General features: G+C 50.8%; 22 protein-coding genes. 5 read left to right on the forward strand and 17 right to left on the reverse strand.

Features of this window, described 5'->3' with window-relative positions; genetic code table 11:
* Nucleotides 1–28 precede the first annotated feature (28 nt).
* Nucleotides 29–595 carry a hypothetical protein gene (locus BN3003_RS00395; RefSeq protein ID WP_058304767.1) on the reverse strand — a complete coding sequence of 189 codons (567 nt, stop codon included), beginning with the start codon at nucleotides 593–595 and terminating at the stop codon, nucleotides 29–31.
* A 443-nt stretch (nucleotides 596–1,038) separates the two neighbouring features.
* On the opposite strand from BN3003_RS00395, the gene BN3003_RS00400 reads away from it, so the two are divergent.
* Both BN3003_RS00400 and BN3003_RS00405 read left to right on the forward strand, forming a co-directional pair.
* A complete protein-coding gene (locus BN3003_RS00400) occupies nucleotides 1,039–1,641 on the forward strand; it encodes a DUF1269 domain-containing protein (RefSeq protein ID WP_058304768.1) in 603 nt (200 codons plus the stop codon).
* A 390-nt stretch (nucleotides 1,642–2,031) separates the two neighbouring features.
* Nucleotides 2,032–3,507, forward strand: coding sequence for an alanine/glycine:cation symporter family protein (locus BN3003_RS00405; RefSeq protein ID WP_058304769.1), 1,476 nt, complete (start codon nucleotides 2,032–2,034; stop codon nucleotides 3,505–3,507).
* 108 nt (nucleotides 3,508–3,615) lie between these two features.
* On the opposite strand, the gene BN3003_RS00410 is transcribed toward BN3003_RS00405, so the two are convergent.
* A complete protein-coding gene (locus BN3003_RS00410; protein WP_058304770.1) occupies nucleotides 3,616–5,202 on the reverse strand; it encodes a phospholipase D family protein in 1,587 nt (528 codons plus the stop codon).
* 205 nt (nucleotides 5,203–5,407) lie between these two features.
* Nucleotides 5,408–6,859: an aldehyde dehydrogenase family protein gene (locus tag BN3003_RS00415; RefSeq protein ID WP_058304792.1), complete on the reverse strand. Its 1,452-nt coding sequence runs from the start codon at nucleotides 6,857–6,859 to the stop codon at nucleotides 5,408–5,410.
* Nucleotides 6,860–7,064: 205 nt separating this feature from the next.
* Between BN3003_RS00415 and BN3003_RS00420 the strand changes: the two genes are divergently transcribed.
* The gene (locus BN3003_RS00420) at nucleotides 7,065–7,901 is read left to right on the forward strand and encodes a DUF6334 family protein (RefSeq protein ID WP_058304771.1); all 837 of its coding nucleotides are present in this window, start codon (nucleotides 7,065–7,067) and stop codon (nucleotides 7,899–7,901) included.
* A gap of 69 nt (nucleotides 7,902–7,970) precedes the next feature.
* Here the strand turns inward: BN3003_RS00420 and metG are convergent, their stop codons facing one another.
* Together metG and BN3003_RS00430 are read right to left on the reverse strand one after the other, a co-directional pair.
* Nucleotides 7,971–10,046, reverse strand: a complete 2,076-nt coding sequence (gene metG, locus BN3003_RS00425; protein WP_058304772.1) for a methionine--tRNA ligase — start codon at nucleotides 10,044–10,046, stop codon at nucleotides 7,971–7,973.
* Nucleotides 10,047–10,215: 169 nt separating this feature from the next.
* Nucleotides 10,216–10,683, reverse strand: a complete 468-nt coding sequence (locus tag BN3003_RS00430; RefSeq protein WP_058304773.1) for an Lrp/AsnC family transcriptional regulator — start codon at nucleotides 10,681–10,683, stop codon at nucleotides 10,216–10,218.
* A gap of 126 nt (nucleotides 10,684–10,809) precedes the next feature.
* On the opposite strand from BN3003_RS00430, the gene BN3003_RS00435 reads away from it, so the two are divergent.
* Nucleotides 10,810–12,021 carry a diaminopropionate ammonia-lyase gene (locus tag BN3003_RS00435; protein ID WP_058304774.1) on the forward strand — a complete coding sequence of 404 codons (1,212 nt, stop codon included), beginning with the start codon at nucleotides 10,810–10,812 and terminating at the stop codon, nucleotides 12,019–12,021.
* A 262-nt stretch (nucleotides 12,022–12,283) separates the two neighbouring features.
* Here BN3003_RS00435 and BN3003_RS00440 read toward each other — a convergent pair whose 3' ends face one another.
* The 12 genes from BN3003_RS00440 to BN3003_RS00495 form a co-directional block, all read right to left on the reverse strand.
* Nucleotides 12,284–12,775, reverse strand: a complete 492-nt coding sequence (locus BN3003_RS00440; protein WP_058304775.1) for a peroxiredoxin family protein — start codon at nucleotides 12,773–12,775, stop codon at nucleotides 12,284–12,286.
* Nucleotides 12,772–13,185, reverse strand: a complete 414-nt coding sequence (locus BN3003_RS00445) for an acyl-CoA thioesterase (protein WP_058304776.1) — start codon at nucleotides 13,183–13,185, stop codon at nucleotides 12,772–12,774. Before BN3003_RS00445 ends, BN3003_RS00440 begins: the two co-directional genes overlap by 4 nt.
* 4 nt (nucleotides 13,186–13,189) lie before the next feature.
* The gene (locus tag BN3003_RS00450; protein WP_058304777.1) at nucleotides 13,190–13,561 is read right to left on the reverse strand and encodes a hypothetical protein; all 372 of its coding nucleotides are present in this window, start codon (nucleotides 13,559–13,561) and stop codon (nucleotides 13,190–13,192) included.
* Nucleotides 13,562–13,609: 48 nt separating this feature from the next.
* The gene (locus BN3003_RS00455; protein WP_082625471.1) at nucleotides 13,610–14,578 is read right to left on the reverse strand and encodes an MlaA family lipoprotein; all 969 of its coding nucleotides are present in this window, start codon (nucleotides 14,576–14,578) and stop codon (nucleotides 13,610–13,612) included.
* Nucleotides 14,575–14,847, reverse strand: coding sequence for an STAS domain-containing protein (locus BN3003_RS00460; protein WP_058304778.1), 273 nt, complete (start codon nucleotides 14,845–14,847; stop codon nucleotides 14,575–14,577). The genes BN3003_RS00455 and BN3003_RS00460 overlap by 4 nt, the downstream gene beginning before the upstream one ends.
* A 3-nt stretch (nucleotides 14,848–14,850) precedes the next feature.
* A complete protein-coding gene (locus tag BN3003_RS00465; RefSeq protein ID WP_058304779.1) occupies nucleotides 14,851–15,441 on the reverse strand; it encodes an MlaC/ttg2D family ABC transporter substrate-binding protein in 591 nt (196 codons plus the stop codon).
* A 59-nt stretch (nucleotides 15,442–15,500) separates the two neighbouring features.
* Nucleotides 15,501–15,989 (reverse strand): outer membrane lipid asymmetry maintenance protein MlaD, encoded by a 489-nt coding sequence (gene mlaD / locus BN3003_RS00470; RefSeq protein WP_058304780.1) that lies wholly within the window; start codon nucleotides 15,987–15,989, stop codon nucleotides 15,501–15,503.
* A 5-nt stretch (nucleotides 15,990–15,994) separates the two neighbouring features.
* Nucleotides 15,995–16,771 (reverse strand): lipid asymmetry maintenance ABC transporter permease subunit MlaE, encoded by a 777-nt coding sequence (gene mlaE / locus BN3003_RS00475; RefSeq protein WP_058304781.1) that lies wholly within the window; start codon nucleotides 16,769–16,771, stop codon nucleotides 15,995–15,997.
* Entirely contained in the window at nucleotides 16,768–17,574 is an 807-nt protein-coding gene (locus BN3003_RS00480; RefSeq protein ID WP_058304782.1) for an ABC transporter ATP-binding protein, read from the reverse strand. The genes mlaE and BN3003_RS00480 overlap by 4 nt, the downstream gene beginning before the upstream one ends.
* 92 nt (nucleotides 17,575–17,666) lie before the next feature.
* A complete protein-coding gene (pdxA, locus tag BN3003_RS00485) occupies nucleotides 17,667–18,647 on the reverse strand; it encodes a 4-hydroxythreonine-4-phosphate dehydrogenase PdxA (protein ID WP_058304783.1) in 981 nt (326 codons plus the stop codon).
* Between the two features lie 64 nt (nucleotides 18,648–18,711).
* A complete protein-coding gene (locus BN3003_RS00490) occupies nucleotides 18,712–19,635 on the reverse strand; it encodes a peptidylprolyl isomerase (protein WP_058304784.1) in 924 nt (307 codons plus the stop codon).
* Complete coding sequence (locus BN3003_RS00495; RefSeq protein WP_058304785.1) at nucleotides 19,632–21,944, reverse strand: LPS-assembly protein LptD; 2,313 nt, start codon at nucleotides 21,942–21,944, stop codon at nucleotides 19,632–19,634. Before BN3003_RS00495 ends, BN3003_RS00490 begins: the two co-directional genes overlap by 4 nt.
* A gap of 125 nt (nucleotides 21,945–22,069) precedes the next feature.
* On the opposite strand from BN3003_RS00495, the gene amgK reads away from it, so the two are divergent.
* Nucleotides 22,070–23,074, forward strand: a complete 1,005-nt coding sequence (gene amgK, locus BN3003_RS00500; protein WP_058304786.1) for an N-acetylmuramate/N-acetylglucosamine kinase AmgK — start codon at nucleotides 22,070–22,072, stop codon at nucleotides 23,072–23,074.
* Nucleotides 23,075–23,316: the final 242 nt, after the last annotated feature.

The raw sequence follows: 23,316 nt of genomic DNA on the forward strand, positions 1-23,316 counted from the left end.
GTACTGTAAAACCGCTCAACTCACCTAATCACTCGTGCACGCGTTTACCTTGTTTATCAATTTTGAAATAGTCGCCCACACAGATGCTGTGTTCATCGTCTTTACGCCGTACTTCGCCACGCAATGCCACTTCGGCAATTCCGCCCTCAAATTGCGCCGCACACGCATATTGCGGCGCAATCACGATGCGGCCGGTCACGCCATCGGCGTAACCGATTTTGCCAGCAGCATCGCGGATGCGAAACACACCATCTTCAACATAATCAGGGCCGTTATCAAACCAATAAGTGTGGTACAACACCTCGCCTTCCACATTGATGACCACGCTGTCTTGGCCGCGAAAATGCCATAAATGCACGCTTTGGTAACCGAGCACATCTATATCCACATCTGCATCCGCATTCGAGTCTGCATGTGCTTGGCTCCCGCTTATGCCCACACATTGGGTATCGTATTCGCCATCAAACACACGCTTGCCAGCGGCATTGGTGAGAAAACACTGTCCCTCGTGTTGAGGGTCTTCATGAATGAATAAGCCGTCGGCGTGAGCGGCCAGTATGAGGCTCAGCCCCAGCAGCAAGATTAGCAAGCGCATACGCAGTCTCCCAATGAGCAGATAAACAGATGAACAGTGGAATGGGCATTGTAATGCAAACCGCTGCGACACGCGCTTGGGCGATAAAACGCAGTGTGTTGGCGGCTGAGTTGTGGCATGGACATGCAGAGAGTTGATTTGTATACGGTTGCGCAGACTCAGCATGTGCGCGAATGGCAATGATAAAGCGGCCTGTAAGCCTTTACAGGCCGCTTTATCAGCACAACAAACAGGATAGCCATCGCATATTGCTTGCGAGCAATGTGGTCATCAACCCTGCCTGATAATCAGCCATTCACTGCTGCATGTGTTGGCGCCAATGCGCACCACACAGATTTACGCGCTGCCAGCTAGCGGGAATATTCGGCGCTGAGGTAAGATGCACAAAACGGTTTTTTAGCAGCTTTTCCACACACAAATCAAGCAGGATGGGAGGGTAGGGCATGAGTAAAAACATCTTATTGGCCACTTGGAACGAAGCCGACACGGCGTACCGCGTTTTCAGTGAATTGACCCATGCAGGCATACGCGGCGTCAACCAAGTTGCCATCATCGCCAAAACCGAAAACGGCAAAATCAAGCTCAAAGATGCCGACAGCAACAGCATAGGCAAATCGGCGCTCAAAGGCGGTTTAATCGGCATGGTGGTCGGCGTATTGGGCGGCCCTGTCGGCGTATTGCTTGGCTATTCCATGGGCTCGCTCATGGGTTCATTGGCCGATTTGGAGCACCAAGAACACGATGAGGTGGTGTTAACAGCCATCAGCAAGTCCATCCCGCGCAGCGCCACTGCCTTATTGGTGGAAGCAGACGAAAGCGATACCGCCGAATTGGACGCGTTTTTCGCCGCCCAACACGCGAAATTGCAGCGTTGGGATTATGAAGAAGTGGAGTCTGAGGTGGAATCGGCGGTGGCTGCGTATGAAAACGCCGCTTCCGAAGTGAAAAAAACCATCCAAGCCGAGAAAAAACACGAGCGCCAAGCGGCGCGCAAGCAAAAATGGGATGAATTCAAAGCCAAATTCTTGATGCAGCGTTCGGATTAATGTTCACGCAGCGATAAACACGTCATACAAGCGGCCTGTAAGCAGTTACAGGCCGCTTTTATATGCAGATGGGCGCTTGTTAGGCAGCCAGTCCATCGCTGTGCCCTGAGAGACTGATTCATTTCGTCGTGTTGCCGCAGTCGCCACGCGGTTTGCCTGCATCTCATTCAAAATAAAACTAATCTGTATATTTGTCTAAAAAATAAAATCTTCTTCTGTGTTAATTGCGATGATTTATTAATCAATGAAAAAAAATTTCAATTTAATAATTAAAATCAGCATAAAATACATATTTTAACCGCAGATTTGTTGGGTTTGCGTCGGCGGCGTGTGTGCGCAGTCAGGCAAGACTTAAGCTGCAGCTTCTTTTGAGATAAGTCGTACAGTTTTATGAATGAACAATTAAATGCCACTTTGATGGCATGGGTGCAAACCTTAAACAACCCATTATGGGATTTCTTGGTGGTATTTTTGGTGGTGGTGGGGGTGTTTTACACCGTCTTGACCCGTGGGGTGCAATTTCGCTTGTTTGCCCAAAGCCTGCGCACCATGAAATCCAGTCGCCAAGCCGGTGATGACGCGCATGGTATTACTCCGTTTCAGGCCTTTGTCACTGGCTTGGCCAGCCGTGTCGGTGTCGGTAATGTCGCGGGTGTGGCCATCGCCATTGCCATCGGCGGCCCCGGTGCGGTGTTTTGGATGTGGATGACTGCTTTGCTGGGCATGAGTTCGGCCTTTGTCGAGTCTTCATTGGCGCAGCTATTCAAAGTGCGTGATACCGAAAACCAGCAATTTCGCGGCGGCCCTGCCTATTACATCACCCAAGGTTTAAAGCAAAAATGGATGGGGGTGTTGTTCGCCATCACCTTGATTTTCACTTACGGCTTTGTCTTTAACGCGGTGCAAGCCAATGCCATCGTCAGCTCTACCGCGCATGCTTGGGGCTGGGACAAGGCCAATGTGATGCTGCATCTGGGCGCGTTGGAGGTTGAAGTGTCGTGGGTGGGCGTGTTTTTGGTCATCATGACGGCGCTGATTATTTTTGGCGGCATCAAACGCATTGCGCGCGTGGCCGAGAGTTTTGTGCCGTTTATGGCCTTGTTGTATTTGGCGGTGGCGCTGTACATCGCCGCGAAAAACTACGCCATTTTGCCGGATTTGTTTGCCTTAATCGTGACCAAAGCCTTCCAATTTGATGCCGTGGCCGGTGGCTTCTTTGGCTCTATGGTGTCGATGGCGATGATACAAGGCATCAAACGTGGCCTGTTTTCCAATGAAGCCGGCATGGGTTCGGCACCGAATGCCGCCGCTGCTTCCGATGTGAAACACCCCGTCAATCAAGGTTTGGTGCAAATGTTGGGCGTGTTTGTCGATACGTTTGTGGTGTGTACTTGTACCGCCATCATCATCTTGGCTTCTGGCCTGTATCACGATGCCGGCTTTGAGGGCGTGACTTTGACGCAAATGGCCTTGGAAAGCCAAATCGGCAGTTGGGGCGACGACTTTTTGGCGATTATTTTGTTTTTGTTTGCCTATTCGTCCATCATTGGCAATTACGCTTATGCCGAGGGCAATGTGCAATTCATTCACAATAACCGCAAACTGATGACGCTGTTTCGCGTATTGGTGTTGGTGATGGTGTATTTCGGCGCGATTACCAGCGTGCCGTTGATTTGGTCTATGGCCGATTTGTTTATGGGCGTGATGGCCAGCATCAATTTGATTGCCATCGTGTTGCTGACCCCGTTTGCGTTGATGCTGTTGCGCGACTATGTCAGCCAGCTCAAACAAGGCAAAACCGACCCTGAATTCAAACTGGATGCACATCCGAAGTACAAAGACAAAGTCAATTCAGACATTTGGTAAGCCCCGTATCTGCAACAAACAAGCGGCCTGTAAACATTTACAGGCCGCTTGTTTAATGTGCATACATGCTGAACTAGCGATGACTATCAACCATGATGGTTGCCGCGTTTACAGCAGCCATTCTATCGGCAACCAACTGAAAAACGTCACCCCTGCGCGTTGCCACCATGATGTCATTGGCTCCTCGGTCAAGATTTGCGGTGGGGTTTTGCCGCCATCAACCCATTGCAACTGCCCTTGTTGGGCATCGTGCTGGATGCGCCAACTGCGTTGCGGCACAATTACCGTAAACAATCGGTCCATTTCCTGTCCAAATTTGGGGCTTTGTACCACGATGCCCAATTCGGTATTCAAATGCATGGAGCGCGGGTCGAAATTGAATGAGCCTATGAACAGGCTTTGGTCGTCGGCACCGAAAGTCTTGGCATGTAGGCTAGAACCCGAGCTGCCCATAAAGCCCAAGTTTTTTTTGCCCTCAAACGGCGCGGTCAAATCGGGTTTCAATTCATACAATTCGATGCCGGCATCGACCAAGCGTTGGCGGTGGCGTGCATAGCCTGAATGCACCGCCAACACATCGGTCGCGGCCATGGAATTGGTCAAAATGCGCACGCGTATGCCTTGCTGTTGCAAGCCGACAAAATAATCGGTGCCAGCATCAGTTGGCACGAAATACGGCGACACCACATCCAGAGTTTGCCGTGGATTGCCTATGGCATCGTGCATGTGGGTTAACAGCAATTCTTTTTCTTTGGCGCCGCCCAAGCCTTTGCTAGGCGGGTCGACAATGAATTTGGTCGGTGCCCATTCCAGCGCCAATTGCCCCTCCAAAAACTGTTGCACAAACGCCATGTTCAATATCGCTTGTTTGTATTCGCGCGCGGCGGTGGAGCGGTCGACCAGCTTCACTTGCTCGCCCACTTGTGCCAATTGCTCAGGCGTCAGCGGTTTGACGATGTCGGTCAACGGGTAGGTCGAGCCACTTTGCCAATAATCATCAAACGATTGCGACACTTGCGGCACCACGCTGCCCACCGCCAGCGCATCCAAATCGGCAAACAACACCCCATCGGTGGCACCAAAATACTCATCGCCGACATTGCGCCCGCCCAAGATGGTGGCAGCATTGTCGGCGGTAAAACTCTTGTTGTGCATGCGCCGATTGGCGCGTGAGAAATCGGTGACAAAACCGAATAATTTGAATGGGCGGAACACAAACGGGTTGAACAAACGCACTTCGATATTGGGATGGGCATCCAAAGCCGCCAATTCGGTGTCGAGTTGATTGGTGCCGTGGTCGTCTAGCAATAGGCGCACGCGCACGCCGCGTTCGGCCGCCGCATGCAAAGCCTCCAGCAGCAAGGTGCCGGTGGTGTCGCCGCGCCAAATGTAATACTGCACATCCAGTGTTTTCTGGGCTTGCTGCGCCAATTTCACCCGTGCAGCAAACGCTTCATGCGGGTCTGAGAGCAAATACAGGCCGCTTAATTCGGGGTGTTTGGCCTGTTCGATGGCGGCGGCTTGGCCCAAGCGCGTGAGTTGGATTTCGGCGGCAGTCAGGCTCATGGTGGCAGTCCGTCCTTGCAGTGGGGGTAATTGACAGCCCAGCATGGCCAAGCCAATGGCGATGCACAACAATAACACGCCCCGTCCCAGCCATTTGCGCACAGTTTTGAACACGGTTTTCACAGACATGGTGGCGATGACTCCGAAACAGGGTTGGACAACAAGTGCTCAAATTGTACCGAAAAATACCGTTGCCATCGTCTTATTGACGACAATATTTGCGTGCATCAATAAGCGGCCTGTAAATGCTTACAGGCCGCTGGTTTAGGGACGGTGAGGGCTGAAAAGTGCAATGCCACACGCCATGACAGGGTATTGCCACGTACCTACTGACTTAGAAATAAACCCTGTCTTCTTCTTGTACGCCGATGCGCTGTTCGGTGGTGAATTTGTCCACCACCCATTGGCCATTGAAGCGGCCTATGCCTGAATCTTTTTCGCCGCCAAAGATGATGTGCGCTTCCTCGTTAATCGATTGGTCGTTGACGAAGACCATGCCGGTTTCGATGTTTTGGGCGAATTGCATGCCGCGGTAGATATCGCCGCTGAACACGGCCGAGCTTAAGCCATAATCGGTGGCATTGGCCATGTCCAACATTTCTTGTTCCGAGCTGGCGGGCAAGATGCTGCACACAGGGCCAAACAATTCGCATTTGGCCGCGAGCATGTCATTGCTGACATCGCTCAACACCCACGGATACATCAACTGCCCTTCGGTTTTGCCTTCTAAGGCCACGGTCGCGCCGGCGGCGATGGTTTGGGCGATGGTGGCTTCCACTTGTTGCACTTGCTGCGCCGTGGTCAGTGGGCCTAAGAACACCGCTTTGTCAGCAGGGTCGCCCACTTTTACCGCCAAGGCGGCCTGTACCGCCAAATCCACAAACTCGGCATACACATCTTGGTGCACGATGACGCGGTTCACCGCCATACAGATTTGTCCGGCATGGCAATACGAGCCCCAAATGGCGGCTTTGGCCGCTTGTTTTAAATCGGCATCAGGCAACACGCACAAAGAGCTGTTGCCACCGAGTTCTAGCGACACGTCTTTCAAGTGTTTGCCACACAATTCGCCGATGTGGCGGCCAACTTCGGTCGAGCCGGTGAAGGAAATCAAGGCAATGTCGGGGTGGGTGACCAATGCGTCCCCTATTTCGGTGCTTAAGCCCGAAATCACATTGACCACCCCAGGCGGGAAGCCAGCTTCATCAAACAATTCGGCGATGAAAAACGCCGAGGCTGGTGTGGTGGTAGACGGGCGCAACACCACGGCATTGCCAGTGGCCACTGCGGGTGCCACCGAGCGCATGGCCAGTAAAAACGGGAAGTTCCACGGCGCAATCACGCCGATAACGCCTTTGGGCTTTTTGATGATGTAATTATTGCGCGCTTGCGCCATTTCCGAACGGATGATTTTGCCGTCCATTTGATAGGGAAAATGCGCCGCCATGCGAATGTGGTCTAAGGTGCCATAAAATTCAGCGCCGCACTTCAAGTCTACCGAGCCGCATTCGGCGCGCAAGATGTCGTACAAATCGGCTTGGCGGTGTTCCAAAACTTGCGCCAAGGCCAGCATTTTTTGGCTTTTTTCGCGTTGTGTGGTGCGTTGCCATGCTTTTTGCGCCGTTTTGGCCGCTGCCACCGCGTCGTTCAAGTCTTGGGCACTGGCGCCTTGGTAGCGCTGTATCAATTCTTGGTTAAACGGATTGTGGTTTTCCAACACGGCACTGGAACCGCCTTCGCGCCATGCGCCATTGATGTATTGTTGGGGATGATTGGGAACGGCCATGCTAACTCCTCTGTCACAATAAGGGTTCATCTTGCTGCTGGTACGCAATGCATTGCCCAAACTTTGTAACACCATTAAAACGGCCACCACCATTCAATTGTCGGAATGTTGAGTTGCGCAGAAGTGATGAATATGTGTTTGATTTGGCTTAGAGGCTGTCGCTATGCCGTGCAGTTGAATAAGCACTAACTCACAGGAGACACACATGTATTTGTATGATTTTCATCAACAATGTGACGATATTGTTGTTATTCAGTTCTATTTGAATGACAGCGGTGACATCAAGGCCATGTTAATGGAGATGGATCAAGGCTACCGTTTGTGTGTGCAAGCCGCCGGCGACGATGTGCACTTCAATGTCTGTTTGCCACACGAGCCTTTAAACCTAGACAGCCACTGGCGGGTATGGGAGTGGCATCAATATGATGGTGATATGTGGGCGTTTCATTGGCTGCGTGAGCCTGAAGCAGGAGTGTGCTCTGTTTTACAATTTGGTTTTTGGCGCGAAGGCGAGGGCTGTTGGCACGTTCGTGCCCAAGCTTCGACTTTGCAAATATGGCAGGCATACCAAGACTGGCAAGATGTGTCTGAGCCGCCATTGCCAAACATGCTGGAGGCCATACCTCTTAGTCAGATTACCGAAATGACACTGCCGCAATTGTGTGTCTTGCGGCCGCAAATCACCGTGGTGAAAATGCATCGAGAAGATCAGCGCAATGAAATATGGGCAATGGAAATTTGCTGGCACACCGGCCAGACTTTATCGCTGCGTGTGGAGGAGAATTATGATGAGTTGTTTCCATCCGTGGTCGTCAGCGGACACGAATCGGCAGTCGACATCTTCGATGAAGAGTTTACAGGCCGCATCCATGATTGGCATGGCTGGGATGGCAAGGTTTTGGTGGATGCATGGGTGATGGTCAACCAACAAGGGTATCAAGATGGCTTGCAACTGACGTTTGCCGATGGCAGCTGTTGGCAAGCGGTGGTGGCCGCATCAACAATAGCTGTGTATGCAATGCAGCAAGTTGTGCTGCAATAAACCAACAAGCGGCCTGTAAATGCTTACAGGCCGCTGGTGCTGTGGTTTACATTACTTCAACAATCATGCTTAACCGATTTTCATGCCTGGTGTCGCGCCAGTGTCCACGTCCAATAAGAACAATTGGCTGTGGTCTTTGTTGGCCGCTGAGGTAATCATGCCTTCGGACATGCCGAATTTGGCCATTTTGCGTGGGGCAAAATTGGCAACGACCACGACCATGCGGCCTATGAGTTTTTCTGGCTCAGGGTAGCTGGCGGCGATGCCTGAGAAGATGGTGCGCTCTTCAAAACCCAAGTCCAAGCTGAATTTGAGCAATTTGCTGCTGCCTTCCACTTTTTCGCAATTGAGCACTTTGGCCACGCGCAAATCGACTTTCATAAAGTCATCAAACGAGCAGGTTTCGGCCACAGGCTCGAAATCGGCCGCTTTGGCGGCTTTTTCTTTGGCTGCTTTGGCGTCGGCCACGGCTTGTTTGTTGTTTGCGATTAATTTGTCGATTTGCTCAGGCTCGATGCGCTGCATCAAGTGGCTGTATTTGTTGATTGCATGGCCATCTGGCAAGGTGGTGTTGGCGTCTGCCCAAGTGAAGGCAGCAGTGTTCAAGAATTCGGCCACGGCAGCAGACAATTTCGGCAACACTGGGCTCAAATACACGGTGAGGATGCGGAAAGCATTGATGAGCTCAGAACACACTTGTTGCAAGCGCGCGTCTTGGCCTTCTTGTTTAGCCAATTCCCACGGTTTGTTGGCATCGACGTATTCGTTGACGATGTCGGTCAAAGCCATCACTTCGCGCAAGGCTTTGGCGTATTCACGCTCTTCAAAGCTTTGCGCCAAGCCAGCAGATGCGGCCTGTAATTGTTGCAATAACTCGCTGCCCGCCACATCGGCCAATTGGCCATCGAAGCGTTTGTGCACGAAACCGGCGGCGCGTGAGGCGATGTTGATGTATTTGCCGACCAAGTCGCTGTTGACGCGGGCGATGAAGTCATTCAAATTCAAATCGATGTCTTCAATGCGGTTGTTCAGTTTGGCGGCGATGTAATAGCGCATCCATTCTGGGTTCAAACCTTCGTCCAAATAAGATTTGGCGGTGATGAAAGTGCCGCGAGATTTGGACATTTTTTGGCCGTCTACGGTCAAGAAACCGTGTGCAAACACGCTGGTAGGCGCGCGCAAACCGGCGAATTGCAAAGTTGCAGGCCAGAACAAGGCATGGAAATACAAAATGTCTTTGCCGATGAAATGGTACATTTCGGTTTGGCTGTCGGCCTTGAAGAACTCATTGAAATCCAAGTTCAAACGCGCGGCCAAGTTTTTGAACGAAGCCATATAGCCGATGGGTGCATCCAGCCACACATAGAAGTATTTGCCGGGCGCATCGGGAATTTCAAAGCCGAAATAAGGCGCATCGCGGGAAATGTCCCAGTCTTGCAAGCCGCCTTCGATCCACTCGTTCATTTTGTTCAAGGCTTCAGGCTGCAAATGGTTTTGCACGCGGCCATCGGCCAAAGTGGTGCTGCCAGCGGTCCATTGTTTCAAGAAGTCTTCGCATTCGCCCAAGCGGAAGAAATAGTGTTCTGATTCTTTCAAGACCGGTGTCGCGCCTGAGATGGCGGAGAACGGTTTGATCAATTCGGTTGGGCTGTAAGTGGCACCGCACACTTCGCAATTGTCGCCGTATTGGTCTTGCGCGTGGCAGCTAGGGCATTCGCCTTTGACAAAGCGGTCGGGCAAGAACATTTGCTTTTCAGGGTCGTACAATTGTTCGATGGTGCGAGACACGATTTTGCCATTGGCTTTCAAGGCTTGGTAAATTTCGGCCGACAATTCGCGGTTTTCATCCGAATGGGTGGTGTAGTAATTGTCGTAGCCGATGCCAAAGCCAGTAAAGTCGGCCAAATGGTCTTCGCGCACTTGCGCAATCATGTCTTCAGGACTGATGCCTTTTTTCTGCGCTGCCAACATCACCGGCGTGCCGTGGGTATCGTCGGCACAGACGTAATAACACTCATGGCCGCGCATTTTTTGGAAACGCACCCACACGTCGGTTTGAATGTGTTCGACCATGTGGCCTAAATGAATGTTACCGTTGGCATAAGGTAGGGCGCTGGTCACCAGCAATTTGCGTTGTGTGCTCATGGTGTTGTTTTGTCGGCAATAAAAAAAATGAGATTGATTATAGCAGACTACACTTGCTGCGGCTGTGTGGCTGGGTATTTGTTTTGATTTAAATAAGTCATGTTTATGCGGCCTGTAAGGTGTTTACAGGCCGCATGGATGCAATGAAATCATGAACTGAGGAAAACAATCACACAATCGGCACATCCATGCCCGTTTTAACGCGGTTCATCGCCACCAAAGTCTTGAAGCTTTTGACATTGCTGTTGGCGTGGAACAATTGGTGGGTGAGGTCGACGTAATGCTCCATGTCGGCGACCAAGAAGATCAACACAAAATCGCAGCCGCCGGCGACGTAATAGCATTGCTGCACCTCGTTACAGCGCTGAAATTGGCGCTGCATGTCGTCCAGTAAGTCTATGCGCTCATCCGCCACTTGCACTTCTACCACGATGGTCAGGCCGCAGCCGACGGCTTTGGGATTAATCACAATGCTGTGGCGCTCGATGACGCCCGCTTGTTGCAAGGCTTTTAAGCGCCGATTCACTGCTGCCGTAGACAGGTTGGCCAATTGTCCCAAGCGCTGTTGTGACAGCGAGGCATCGGCCTGTAAGGCACGCAGCAAGATTTTGTCGTAAGCATCGAGTGGGGCAGTCATCAATAACATTCCATTTTAAGTACTAAAATCAATAAAACATTGCGTTTCTACGGCGATATTACAGAAAATTCTGGGCAGCTTGGCGATTATTATTTCATGTGTCCACATATTAAAGAGGAAGTAACCATGTTATTAGCCAATCCACGCCTGCAATACCAAGCCTATCCAACCGAATTGGCAGCGCTGATGAACAGCGAACAAGAGCGCTTGAATCGCCAATATTGGGCGGCTTGGGACGACATGGCCGTTATGCCCACGCCGGTATACGATTTGCCCGATGTGGCGCAAGACTTGGGCATCGCCCGCTTCAGCGTCAAAGATGAGTCGGTGCGCTCGCCTTTGGGCAGCTTCAAAGCCTTGGGTGCGCCCATTGCCTTGCTGCGGCATGTGCTGCGTTTGCATCCTGAATGGGAAGTGGCGCAAGTATTGGCAGGACGCTATCGAGCGCAGTTGCAAGCGCATACCGTTATCAGTGCCACCGATGGCAATCATGGCCGTGCCTTGGCGGCTGCGGCACAGGCATTGGGCTGCCGCTGCGTCATCGTGTTGCATGCGCATGTCAGCGCTGAGCGTGAAGCCGCGATTGCAGCCTATGGCGCGGAGATAGTGCGCATCGTCGGCAATTATGATGATTCGGTGCTGGAAGCGGCGCGTTTGGCGCAAGCACATGGCTGGCAGGTGATTTCCGATACCTCGTATGATGGCTATGAAGCGGTGCCGCGCGATGTGATGCAAGGCTATGCCACCATTGCCGCCGAAGTATTGGCAGAGCAAAATGCTCAGCCGTATACCCATGTGTTGTTGCAAGGTGGTGTCGGCGGTTTGGCGGCGGGGGTATTGGCGTATTGGTGGGAGCGCTGTGGTGAGGAGCGACCGCAGTTTATCGTGGTCGAGCCTGAGCAAGCGGATTGCCTGTGGCAAAGCGCTTTGCAAGGGCAGGCGAGTATGGCGCAAGGTTCGGTGGATTCCATCATGGCGGGTTTGGCCTGTGGCGCGGCTTCGCCGTTGGCATGGCGCTTCTTGGCCGCCAGTGTCGATTATTTTATGACCGTCAGCGATGCTGAAGCCATCGCGGCGATGCGACAACTGGCGCGAGGCAGTGAGCGTGACATGCCGCTATTGGCTGGCGAATCGGGCGTGGCTGGTTTGGCGGCTTTGAATCAATTGGCCGCCAACCGTGCGCAAATGCAAGCCATGGGTTTGGACGCACAAGCGCGGGTATTGATGATTAATTCCGAGGGTGCGACAGCACCGAGTGTGTACGCTGAGGTGGTGGGCGAACGTGCGGAATCCGTGTTGGCGCGGCAACAGCAGTGGTTGCAAGAACACAGTCGCTGATTGAGAGAAAAGACATGAAAGCGGCCTGTAACTGATTTACAGGCCGCTGATGCTGTCAATCAGGGCAAAACAGATGTGATTTGAGGTTATGGCTGCACCGATGCGGCTGCTTTCTCTTTCCATGGATGCTGGTGGGTGAGCATTGAGCAGCGTGTTAGGTATGGTTTGCTGGAGTGAATTGGCGATGGTTTAAACAATAAATGGATTTAAAAAGCGGCCTGTAAATCGTTTACAGGCCGCTTATTGCTGTGTATTTGCGAATTTATTGCTTTAATTCACTGGCAATCAATTGGTGCAATTCGGCCCAATCGGGTTCGCCCAAATAGGCTTTGATGACTTTGCCTTGCTTATCGATGAGAAAGGAATTCGGTGCCAAGGTTACTTTATAGGCATCGCCGACTTGGCCGCTTTTGTCTATGGCCACGGTAAACGGCAGCTTTTTCTCGGCCACATACGCGCGCACTTCGGCTTCAGTATTAAACGGCAAGGAAATGGCGATGGTTTGGTAAGCGGTGCCCGCAAACTGGTTTTGCGTGTCGATGAGTTTCGGCATTTCGATAACGCATCCTGGGCAAGACGGATACCAAAAATTGATGAGGGTGACTTTGCCTTGCAATTGCTGTTCAGTCACCGGTTGATTATTCAAGTCCAGCAAGGAAAAAGGCGTGGCAGCGGGGCGTTGGTTGGCAAACAAGGCAAATGCAACCAAGGCACACACCAACACGGCCAGCGCCGGCAATAAGAATTTCTTCATGCTTCGGGTTCTAATAAGCGGCTTAAAGACGCGGCCACGTCGCCGTCCAAAGTCAGCGCCTTACCGGTTTTGATGTCGATGAGCACAAAGGTGATGGTGGCGTCGGCCACCACCGTGTCGCTGTCTTTCAAATACACCACTTGTTCCATCACCGCGCTGCGGTGGCCAATTTTTTTGAACTGGCTGCGGATGTGCAATTGCTCGTTCACATAGGCGCCGCGACGGTAATTGATGTTGATGTTGACCACGGCCAATCCGAGTTTGCTGCCATCAAATTCGGCGATTAAGCCTGAGTCTTCCATAAACTGCCAACGCGCTTCCTCTAAAAATTCGAGGTAGCGCGCGTTGTTTACATGGCGGTACAAATCCAAATGGTAGCCGCGGACGGTGATTTCGGTGCTGTGTATCATGGGTTTATTCTGGGTCGTTTAAGTCTATCGGCTCGAAGGCTTCACGGTCTAAGGACGCATGGCTCAAATCGGTAATGATGCTGGACAAGCGCACATCAAACCACTCGAAGAAAATATCGGGATGCAAGTCAGGCCACAAGCTGCTGTCTTCACACCAGTCTGCCAATTCGGCGCTGAAGACGGTGTCGATTCTGGCGGAGATGAAATCCCAAGCCTCGTCGATTTCATCGACAGGGTCGATCAAATAGGCATTGGCATCGGCCTGTAAATCTTCTAATTCCAAGCCATCCAGATTCATTTCAGGCAAGTGGGACAACCAATTCCAAAATGGGGCTTGGGGTACCAAAACCAAGACGCTGCGATTCACCTCGTACATGGTGTTCTCCTTCACAATCAATGAAATGGCTAAAACTTAGCGGATAATTCAGTGTAACAAAGACAGCTCGTCAGTGTCTTGCGCCGGCGCAATCACCAAAGCTTCTGTATCTGCTTCCATTGCAGCGGCGCTGGCGTCTGCTGCGCTAGCAGCATCAGCAGCTTCGGCGCTTTGTTCGCCTGTCAATTCGGTCACGGTGGCAGTGTCAGCGCTGGGCGTTAATACCTCGCTGTTGAAGCTGCTGTCATCGCTGGGCGCAGCATCGTCGGTGGGAGCAGGGGTGTCTGCATCGGCAGGCACCAAGTCGTCGATATTGGTGCTGTCGTATTCGGCGCTTGGAGGCGTACCACCGACTTGGTTGGCGCGCATGTTCATGAACACATCGCGGGTATAGGCATAGCGGTCAACCGCGGCCATGTCCAAACCATCGGTATACACCAATAATTGCGCGCGTTTGTCCACGCCTTTTAAGGCGGTCAAAGCCCAGTTCCAGCCGTCTGAATCGATTAACGCACCTTCAACAGAATACACGCGGGTCACGGTATCACCGACGGCATCGCGTACGGTCGAAGGGCCAGTTAACGGATAGACAAAGTAATTGCTGTTTTTCCAACCCCAAGTGGCGAAGGTATCGCCCAAAGAGTTTTTGTTGTTCGGCATTTGCGCGGCATCGGCGATGTTGATCAAACCGCCCAAGCCAAACGTGGTGTTGATGCCAACGCGCACCAAGTCGGTACTGGCTTTTTCGATGTCCAAACGCAGCAAATTGCTGCCTATGCTGACCACGTCGCGCAAATTGTCAAAGAAGTTGGTCACACCAGATTGCACGGGTTTGGGGGTGACTTTTTGGTAGCCACGTGCCACCGGCACCAATACCGTACGGTCTATGCCGTCGTTGATGCGGTACATAAAGCGATTGTATGGCTCCAATGGGTCGTGGTTGTCGGCCCAAACCGGTGCCGACGCAGCCATGCCGACGGCGAGGATGAGCGTGTATTGTTTTAATTTTAAGTTCATGCTAACCACTCCAGTTCATACAATTCTAATAAGGCGGTCACAGCCGCAGGCACTGCTCGCAATTGCCACGCTTGTTTCCCCAAAGCGCGTTTGATGGCAATGAGCAAAGCCACACAAGTGGAATCCACTTTTTCCAGACCCGACAAGTCGACCACGTGTGTGGTTTGTTGGCACGCTTGCTCAAGCAAGCGCAAATCCTCGCGGGTGATGCTGGATACTGTCGCATCACCCTTAAGGAATAACACATCATCTTGGTGTGTTAATTGCATGTTTTAACCATTTTTTTGTTTCAATTGGCTGATTAAACCATCAATACCTGATTTTTTAATGGTTTCGTTAAATTGGCTGCGGTATACCGTTACCAAGCTTGCGCCTTCCACAGCGACATTGTACACACGGTATTTGCTACCGCTTTGGTACATGGTGTAGTCCATGTTCACCGGTTTGCCTTGTGCCACGACTTTGGTTTTCACAACCACTTCTTTACCGCCATTGTTGACGATAGGGTTGCCTTGCACCTGTACTTTAGCACCTTTGAATTTTAACATGGTGCCGCTGTAGGTGCGAATCAACAAGGTTTTAAATTGTTGGGTCAACGCGGCTTTTTGCGCTGGCGTGGCTTGTTTCCAAGGTGCGCCCACAGCCAAAGCAGTCATGCGTTCAAAGTCGAAGTAAGGGATGGCGTAATTTTCAGCTTGGCGACGCACAGCAGCGTTGTTGCTGCCATTGGCTTGGCTCAAAATGCTCAACACTTGATCGGCATTGCCGCGCAATTGGGTCACGGCTTGTTGGGGGCTGGCCATGGCCATACCGATGCTCAATACACCGACTGCCAAGGCATTCATTAATGCAAATTTCTTCATTGTTGTTCCTTAAGTGATCATCAATATTTGTGCAAAAGGGCTTACAGGCCGCTTTTGATTTATTTAGCAGGTGCTTCTGCGTCACCGGCATTCTTTTCGGCAAAACTGGTCATGAATTTGCCGATTAATTGTTCCAATACCAAGGCGTCACTGGTCAAATCAATATTACTGCCATTGGCCAAGTGTTCTTCTTCCGCGCCTTGCATCAAGCCTATGTATTGCTCACCCAAAATGCCAGAGGTGAGAATTTGCGCTGAGGTATCGGTGCTGAATTGGTATTGCTTTTGCAATTGCATCGACACTTTGGCGCGGTAATCTTTGGGGTCTAGCACCACACCGGTGACACGACCAACCACCACACCGGCGGATTTCACCGGTGCTTTGACTTTCAGGCCGCCTATGTCGTTAAACGAAGCGGTAACGGTATAGCTGTCGCCACTGTTGCTATCGCTGCCGCCACTGGCCACTCGAAACGATAAGAACAATAAGGCGGCGACACCCAATACCACGAAAATTCCAACCCACAATTCTAAGACGCTGCGTTTCATAATCATTACTCAGTAAACATAAATGCGGTTAACACAAAATCCAAACCCAAGATGGCCAAGGCGCTGGCGACGACGGTTTGGGTGGTGGCTCGTAAAATGCCTTCAGGTGTGGCGCGGCTGTTAAAGCCGTTGTACACAGCAATCAAGGTCACGGCGATGCCAAAAACCACCGATTTGATGATGCCGTTTAACACATCATACGACCAATCAATATTGCTTTGCATTTGTGACCAAAAAATACCGCCATCCAAGCCCAAGTGTTTGACACCAATGAAATAAGCACCAAATATGCCACAAACATTGAAAATGGCAGCCAAAAACGGCATCGAAATCACCCCTGCCCAAAATCGCGGTGCCACCACGCGCGCGACGGGATTCACCGCCATTACATCCATGGCCGACAGCTGTTCGGTGGTTTTCATCAAGCCAATTTCGCTGGTCATCGCCCCGCCAGCGCTGCTGGCAAACAATAGTGCGGCTAGTACAGGGCCCAATTCACGCAGTAAACCAGCGGCGACGGCAAAGCCTAAGGCATCGGCAGCCTTGAATTTGTTCAATTGGGTATAGCCTTGTAAACCCAATACCATGCCGACAAACACGCCTGACACTGCAATGATCAAAATTGACATCACGCCCGCAAAATACATTTGGCGCACGGTTAGACGCGGACGGGCGATACTGGTGCCCGAAGCGCGCAAAATAGAGAGTAAAAATAGGCTAATGCTGCCCAAATGCTGAATAAAATTCAGGGTTTGGCGGCCTATGGTATGGAAAATCGTCATGGTTTCGCCGTCATCAATTGTTGTTCTAGGGTCGATTCCGTAGGATAGCGGAATTGTACGGGGCCATCGGGTTCGCCGTGCACAAATTGGTGTACCCATGGCGAGTCGGTGCGGCGGATTTCATCAGGCGTGCCGCTGAATATGACTTCACCATCGGCCAAGAAGATGACTTGGTCGACGATGTTCAAAGACTGGTGGATGTCGTGCGTGACCATCACACTGGTGGCCTGTAAGGCTTTGGTAATGCGTGCCACCAATAAGGCGATGACGCCCAAAGAAATGGGGTCTAAGCCGGTGAACGGTTCATCAAACAACATCAATTGTGGATCGAGTGCAATGGTGCGTGCCAAAGCGACGCGACGCGACATGCCACCTGATAATTCCGATGGCATCAATTGTTCTATCCCGCGCAGGCCAACGGCATTGAGTTTTAAGGTCACCAAATCACGGATGATGGATTCAGGCAGACTGCTGTGTTCGCGCAGGGGAAACGCCACATTGTCAAACACATTGGAATCGGTGAACAAGGCGCCAAATTGGAACAGCACGCCCATTTTGCGGCGCAAATCGTGTTGTTCGGCACGGCTGAATTGGCGCAAATCTTTGCCATGGATGAGCACACGTCCTTGGTCGGGGTGCAACTGCCCCGTCATCAAACGCAATAATGTGGTTTTGCCACTGCCTGAGCCGCCCATGATGGCCGCAAAATGGCCAACATCAATTCGAAAACTGACATTGCGCAACACTTGACGTTCGGCATAGGCGAAGCTGACGGCATCAAACTCAATAAAAGGCGTGGTCATGAAGGCACAGTAATTTGTTAATAGTACATTATGTTAATGAATAGCCACTGATAAAACAATGCTTGAGGCGGTAAATTGCCGTTAACTCACATTCAACATTGCGGTGGCAACATCTCCAATGCTGCCGCGATAGCGGCCTGTAAACTGCCAGACATGGCGCGGCCTGTGCCAGCCAAATCCAAGGCCGTACCGTGGTCTACAGAGGTGCGTATGAACGGCAATCCCAAGGTGATGTTGACCCCTTGGCCAAAACTGGCGTATTTCAATACTGGCAAGCCTTGGTCGTGGTACATTGCCAACACTGCATCGCTGTCTTTTAAGATAAAAGGTTCAAATACCGTATCGGCAGGGTAAGGGCCACGCACATCCAAACCAGCGGCCTGTAAATTTTGCAGCGTTGGAATGATCACATCCAATTCTTCATGTCCCAAATGCCCTTGTTCACCCGCATGTGGGTTTAAGCCTGTAACCAAGATGCGCGGCTGCGCAATGTGGAGTTTGTGTTGCAAATCGTGATGCAAAATCTGCACCACTGAACTGAGCAATTCGGGGGTGATGTGGGCAGCAATGTCTTTGAGCGGCAAATGGGTAGTGACCAAGGCCACACGCAAACCACCACCAGCCAGCATCATCACCACTTGCGGGGTATGGCTGATGTCAGCCAGATATTCGGTGTGGCCACTAAAAGGGCGACCGGCATCGTTGATGATGCCTTTGTGCAAAGGTGCGGTCACCATGCCTGCAAATTCACCGGCAATAATGCCTTGGTGAGCACGGTCGAGCAAAGTAATCACATAAGGTGCGTTGCGCACATTCAACACACCTGTTTGGCACGGTTCGGCCAAAGGCATGTGCAATACTTCTAACACCGTTTTGTCTTGCGGCGCCAACTCGGCTTGGTAAGGCACGATGTGCACCTCTTTGTCCAAGAGGCGCGCACGTTCACGCATCAAATTGATGTCGGCCAAGATCACACAGCGTACAGGCAAATCAAATTGTGGGATGTCCAAACAAATATCGGGGCCTATGCCTGCGGGTTCACCGCTGGTAATGGCTAAAACAGGGTAAGACATGGTGGACTTGCACTCCAACTAGGGCGGTATGTAAAAAGCTGCCCTAGGGCAGCTTGGATGTGGTTTATTGGCGCACGGAGACAAACGCGCTTTGGCGCAATTGATTGATCCAGTTTTCGTACAACTGTTCAGATTTGCTCTCAACCAATTGTTTGCGCACTTTGGCGCGCAATTCGGCATCGCCAGCATCTTGTTGGCGTGTGTCCAAGACACGGATGATGTGATAACCATAGCTCGAGCGCACAGGCTCACTCAATGCACCTTTGGGCAAGGATTTCATGGCGTTTTCAAATTCAGGCACCATCATGCCGTCTACTGCCCAGCCCAAGACACCGCCGTTTTTGGCGCTGCCAGGATCTTGTGATTGTGAACGTGCGACGGTTTCAAAATTTTCACCATTGCTGATGCGCGAGCGCAATTCACGGATTTTTGCCAAAGCCTCGGCATCTTTGGTTTTGGAGTCGACAGTAATCAAAATGTGTTGTGGCAAGTAAGCTGTTACGGTGTGGCCACTGCTTTGTTTTTTGTCTTTTTCAGGCAAGCTGTCGATTGCTTGGGTGATTTCGGCATCGCTGACGCGCACTTTGCTGTACAAGTCGCGCTGTTTTAATTTTTCCACCAACAGTTCATCACGCACAGCGGCTTGCCATTGGCGCTCAGACATCTCCGCACCACGGTTGACCAAACCCATGTTTTGTTTGATTTCGGTATCGCTCACTTGAATGCCAGTGCGACCTGCCATTTGTACCATCAGTGAGCGGTCTACCAAATTGCTCAAGGTTTTGCTTTGCAGCTGTTGATCGGTAATGCTGCTGCCTTTAGGTAAAGCAGCACGGTTGCGTTGCAAGGCATCTTGGAATTCACCCAAGGTAATCACTTGTTTGTCCACCACCGCCAACACGCGATCGACACTTTGCACAGCAGGAGCTGCCCAAACACTGGTAGTCATAGCCAATAAAGCGGCCACAGCCAATGGTTTTACATTCATTTTTTTGCCTTTTCATCGGTTAAAGGTTGGTAGCTCGGGATGCTATCACGCAACACTTCAACGGGGTTATTGCCAAGGTTACTCAAATTACGCAATTGTAACTGGAAGAAAACCGCGTTTTTACTTTGATTCAAATCACTGACATAGTGTTGTGCCACCACACTGGCGTTCCAACAACCGCAATCGCTCTTGTATTCCACCCCAAACAATTGGTCTAGTGGTCGATTTTCCGACAAGGAATAGTATTGACGTGCCACCAATGAGTAGTTTTGGTTCACTGCCCATTGCGCGCCGATGTCGATTTGTTCGCTGCGGTCGAAATGGTCGGAATAGATTTCGGTATCACGGTCATAGCGGTAACGGGCGCTGATATTGCGACCGGGCGCGTGCTCGTATTTGGCGCCTATGCTGAAGCTTTCGGTTTCGGCCAAGTTTTGATTGTAGTGCCATTGGCCTTCTGCATACAATTTTTCATGCAGTTGTCCGCCACCCAATACAAAGAAATCCGATTTGCCTTGTTCGCGTTTGTACACATTGCCGCGCAAATCGACATCATCGTCTTTGAAGTAAATGCGCTGACCGACACCGGCTTTGAAACGCTCTTTACCGGTTTGGGTTTCCAAGAAGCGCGTCATTAAAGCAGTAGTGACTTGGTTGGCGGCATTGATGCGGTCTTGGCCTGAGAAGCGGTTTTCGCGGAACAGCGACTCGTAAGTCAAACTGTCTTCGGTGGTATCGAAATTTGGAAAACGGCTTTGGTCTTTGCTTGGAATATAGGTATAGAACAAGCGTGGTTCCAAAGTTTGGATGTAATCGCGGCCATCAAACGAATAGGGACGGTCAAATGTTAAACCCGAATCGACACTGAATATCGGCAAGGTACGGCTGATGCTGCCATCATGTTGGGTGGCATCTTCTTCCAAATTGTAATGGGTGGCATGCACACCGATTTTCGGTCGCACATAACCCCAAGGGCGGGTGAAATCAAAACCCAAGCTGGGGTAAAGCACCGCACGTTGACCGGCTTGCTTGGTATCGTGTTCAAAATTGGTGAACTGGCCAAACACATTTAAGGTTGCATGGTAAGGATCGAAGTCTTTTAAATACGTCGCACTCAAACGCGGCATGATGCGATAAGGTTCATCAATGGTGCGCTGTTTGTTTTGCAAGGTTTGGTATTTTTGCACTTGCAAACGGGCGAGGAAATCGCCGTCCCACAATTCATCGTTATAGTCCACCCACGCTTGGCGGTTTAAATGGTTACTGCGTTGCACGTCGGCACGGCTGCCAAAATCGCGCACATAATCGTCATCAGATACTTGGTTGAAATCGACGCCGCCAGACAAGGTGTTGCTGAATTGTTGCTGGTGTTGCCAACTTAATTCATAGCGGTTGTTTTCATCGTTTTTGCGGTCATCGGGCAGCCATTTGCCATACACACGCCCTTGGTAATCGGGCTGTAAATAACGAAATTCACCACTGATGGCCAGACCACGGTCTGTCATCAAATGCGGAGCGATGGTGGCATCGTAATTGGGAGCTAAATTGAAGTAATACGGCGTTTCTAACTCAAAACCATTGGAGCCTGCTTTGATGGTGGGCAGCAGTAAGCCACTTTTGCGGTTGCCATTGAGTGGAAAATCCATCCACGGCGTGTACAAAATCGGCACACCTTTAAACACCAAAGCAGCATGGCGGGCCACGCCCACATTTTCATTGTAATCGGCCGTCACTTGACTGGCGCGGATGTGCCAAGAATCATCACCTGGGTCGCAGGTGTTGATTTTAGCGTCCTGTAACTGGTAACGGTTGTCACCCAACATGGTCATTTTCTCGCTCACACCTTGAATACGGCGGTCTTCTTGCGCGGTTTCAAAGCGTGAACGCTCCGCCTCACCTTGGCGCGTGTCCATATTGTAGACCAAGCGTTCACCATTGATGTTGCTGTTATTGGCGCTGTCGCTGAGGGTGAATTGGTCGCCGGCGCGGGTGACATTATTGACCAAATCCACGTCCACCCATTCTGCATTCAAGATTTGGCTATTGCGCTCTAAAATCACATCGCCTTCAGCACGGGCACGGTTATGGGTTTGTCCAGCAGCCTTATCGGCAGTCAAACGGGTATAGTCGGGCAACAAGGCTTCGCCACCGCTGGTTTTGGCTGGGACGATCATGGTTGCCGTTGGCGCGACACAATGCGGGTTTTTGGAGCCTAGGGACAAAGGCTGCTGTTCTGCATATGCTTGTTGCACCACGCCTAAAAACAGCGCAGCATAAATTGGAGTGAAGGTAAGCTTCAATATAGCCATAATTGCCTTAAAAACGACCCATCTGAACAAAACTGTTGGCAGCTTACCACCGACTGGGGGTGGTTAGCGACGCTAAACATGGGAAAACTAGGTTAAAATGCCATTTATTTTACCTTGAAAACACCATGCAACGACAACAAGCCTTACATACTTGGTTACAAAGCCAATACCCCGATCAAGCCCTCGAGCTGCAATTTGCCGCTGCCGATGCCGATTTCCGCCGCTATTTCCGTGCTGTGTTCAGCGATGGCACTACCGTCATTGCCATGGATGCCCCACCTGAAAAAATGTCCATTGAACCGTATTTAAAAGTACAACAATTGTTTCAAATGGTGAACGTGCCCGATGTGTTGCATTACGACATCGAATTGGGTTTTATGGCCTTGGAAGATTTGGGCAATATCCCTTATTTGGCCGCTTTGGAACACGATGCCCGTCCTGAAGTACACAAAGCCTTATTATTGGATGCGATTGATGAATTAATCGTGTTGCAACAAGCCAGTCAAGAAAACCAATTGCCGCCTTATGACGAAGCCGTTTTAAAACGCGAAATCAATTTGTTCCCTGAATGGTTTATGGCCAAAGAATTGGGCAAACCGATGAATTTCAAACAGCGCCAATGGTGGGATGCTGCCGAAAAAGTCTTGTTGCCTGTTATCGAACAACAGGCCAAAGTGTATGTGCACCGCGATTTCATCGTGCGCAATCTGATGTTGACTCGCGGCCGCCCTGGAGTATTGGACTTCCAAGACGCCTTGTACGGCCCGATTACCTACGATTTGGTGTCTTTATTAAGAGATGCCTTCATCGAATGGGAAGAAGACTTTGTATTGGATTTGGTCATCCGCTATTGGGAAAAAGCCCGCGCTGCCGGCTTGCCAGTGAATCCCAACTTTGACGATTTCTACCGCGAGTTTGAATACATGGGTGTACAACGCCATTTGAAAGTGGCCGGCATCTTCGCGCGCCTCTATCACCGTGACAACAAAGACAAATACCGCCCAGAAATCCCGCGTTTCTTAAACTACTTGCGCCGCACCACCCGCCGCTATAATGAATTGCAACCATTCTATGCCTTAATCGTAGAATTGGTAGGCGATGATGAATTGCAAACGGGGTACAGTTTCTAAGTGTTGTGAAGCGTACTTAATAATATTAAAGAAGCGGCCTGTAAATAACTTTACAGGCCGCATTTGTATTGGGTGTGTATGGTTACTTAATTAATACCGATATCTGTCTATATATGAACAGTGGGATTTGTACTATATATGTGTCTTTAATTAATATAGATGGCGCATTGAGTAGTAGCTATTGAATTTAGTGGCAAGCGCAGTTCATCCTAAATACAGTTTTAAATATAGCTCATTCTATA

It is taken from the genome of Vitreoscilla massiliensis (assembly GCF_001457815.1).
Taxonomy (GTDB): domain Bacteria; phylum Pseudomonadota; class Gammaproteobacteria; order Burkholderiales; family Neisseriaceae; genus Vitreoscilla; species Vitreoscilla massiliensis.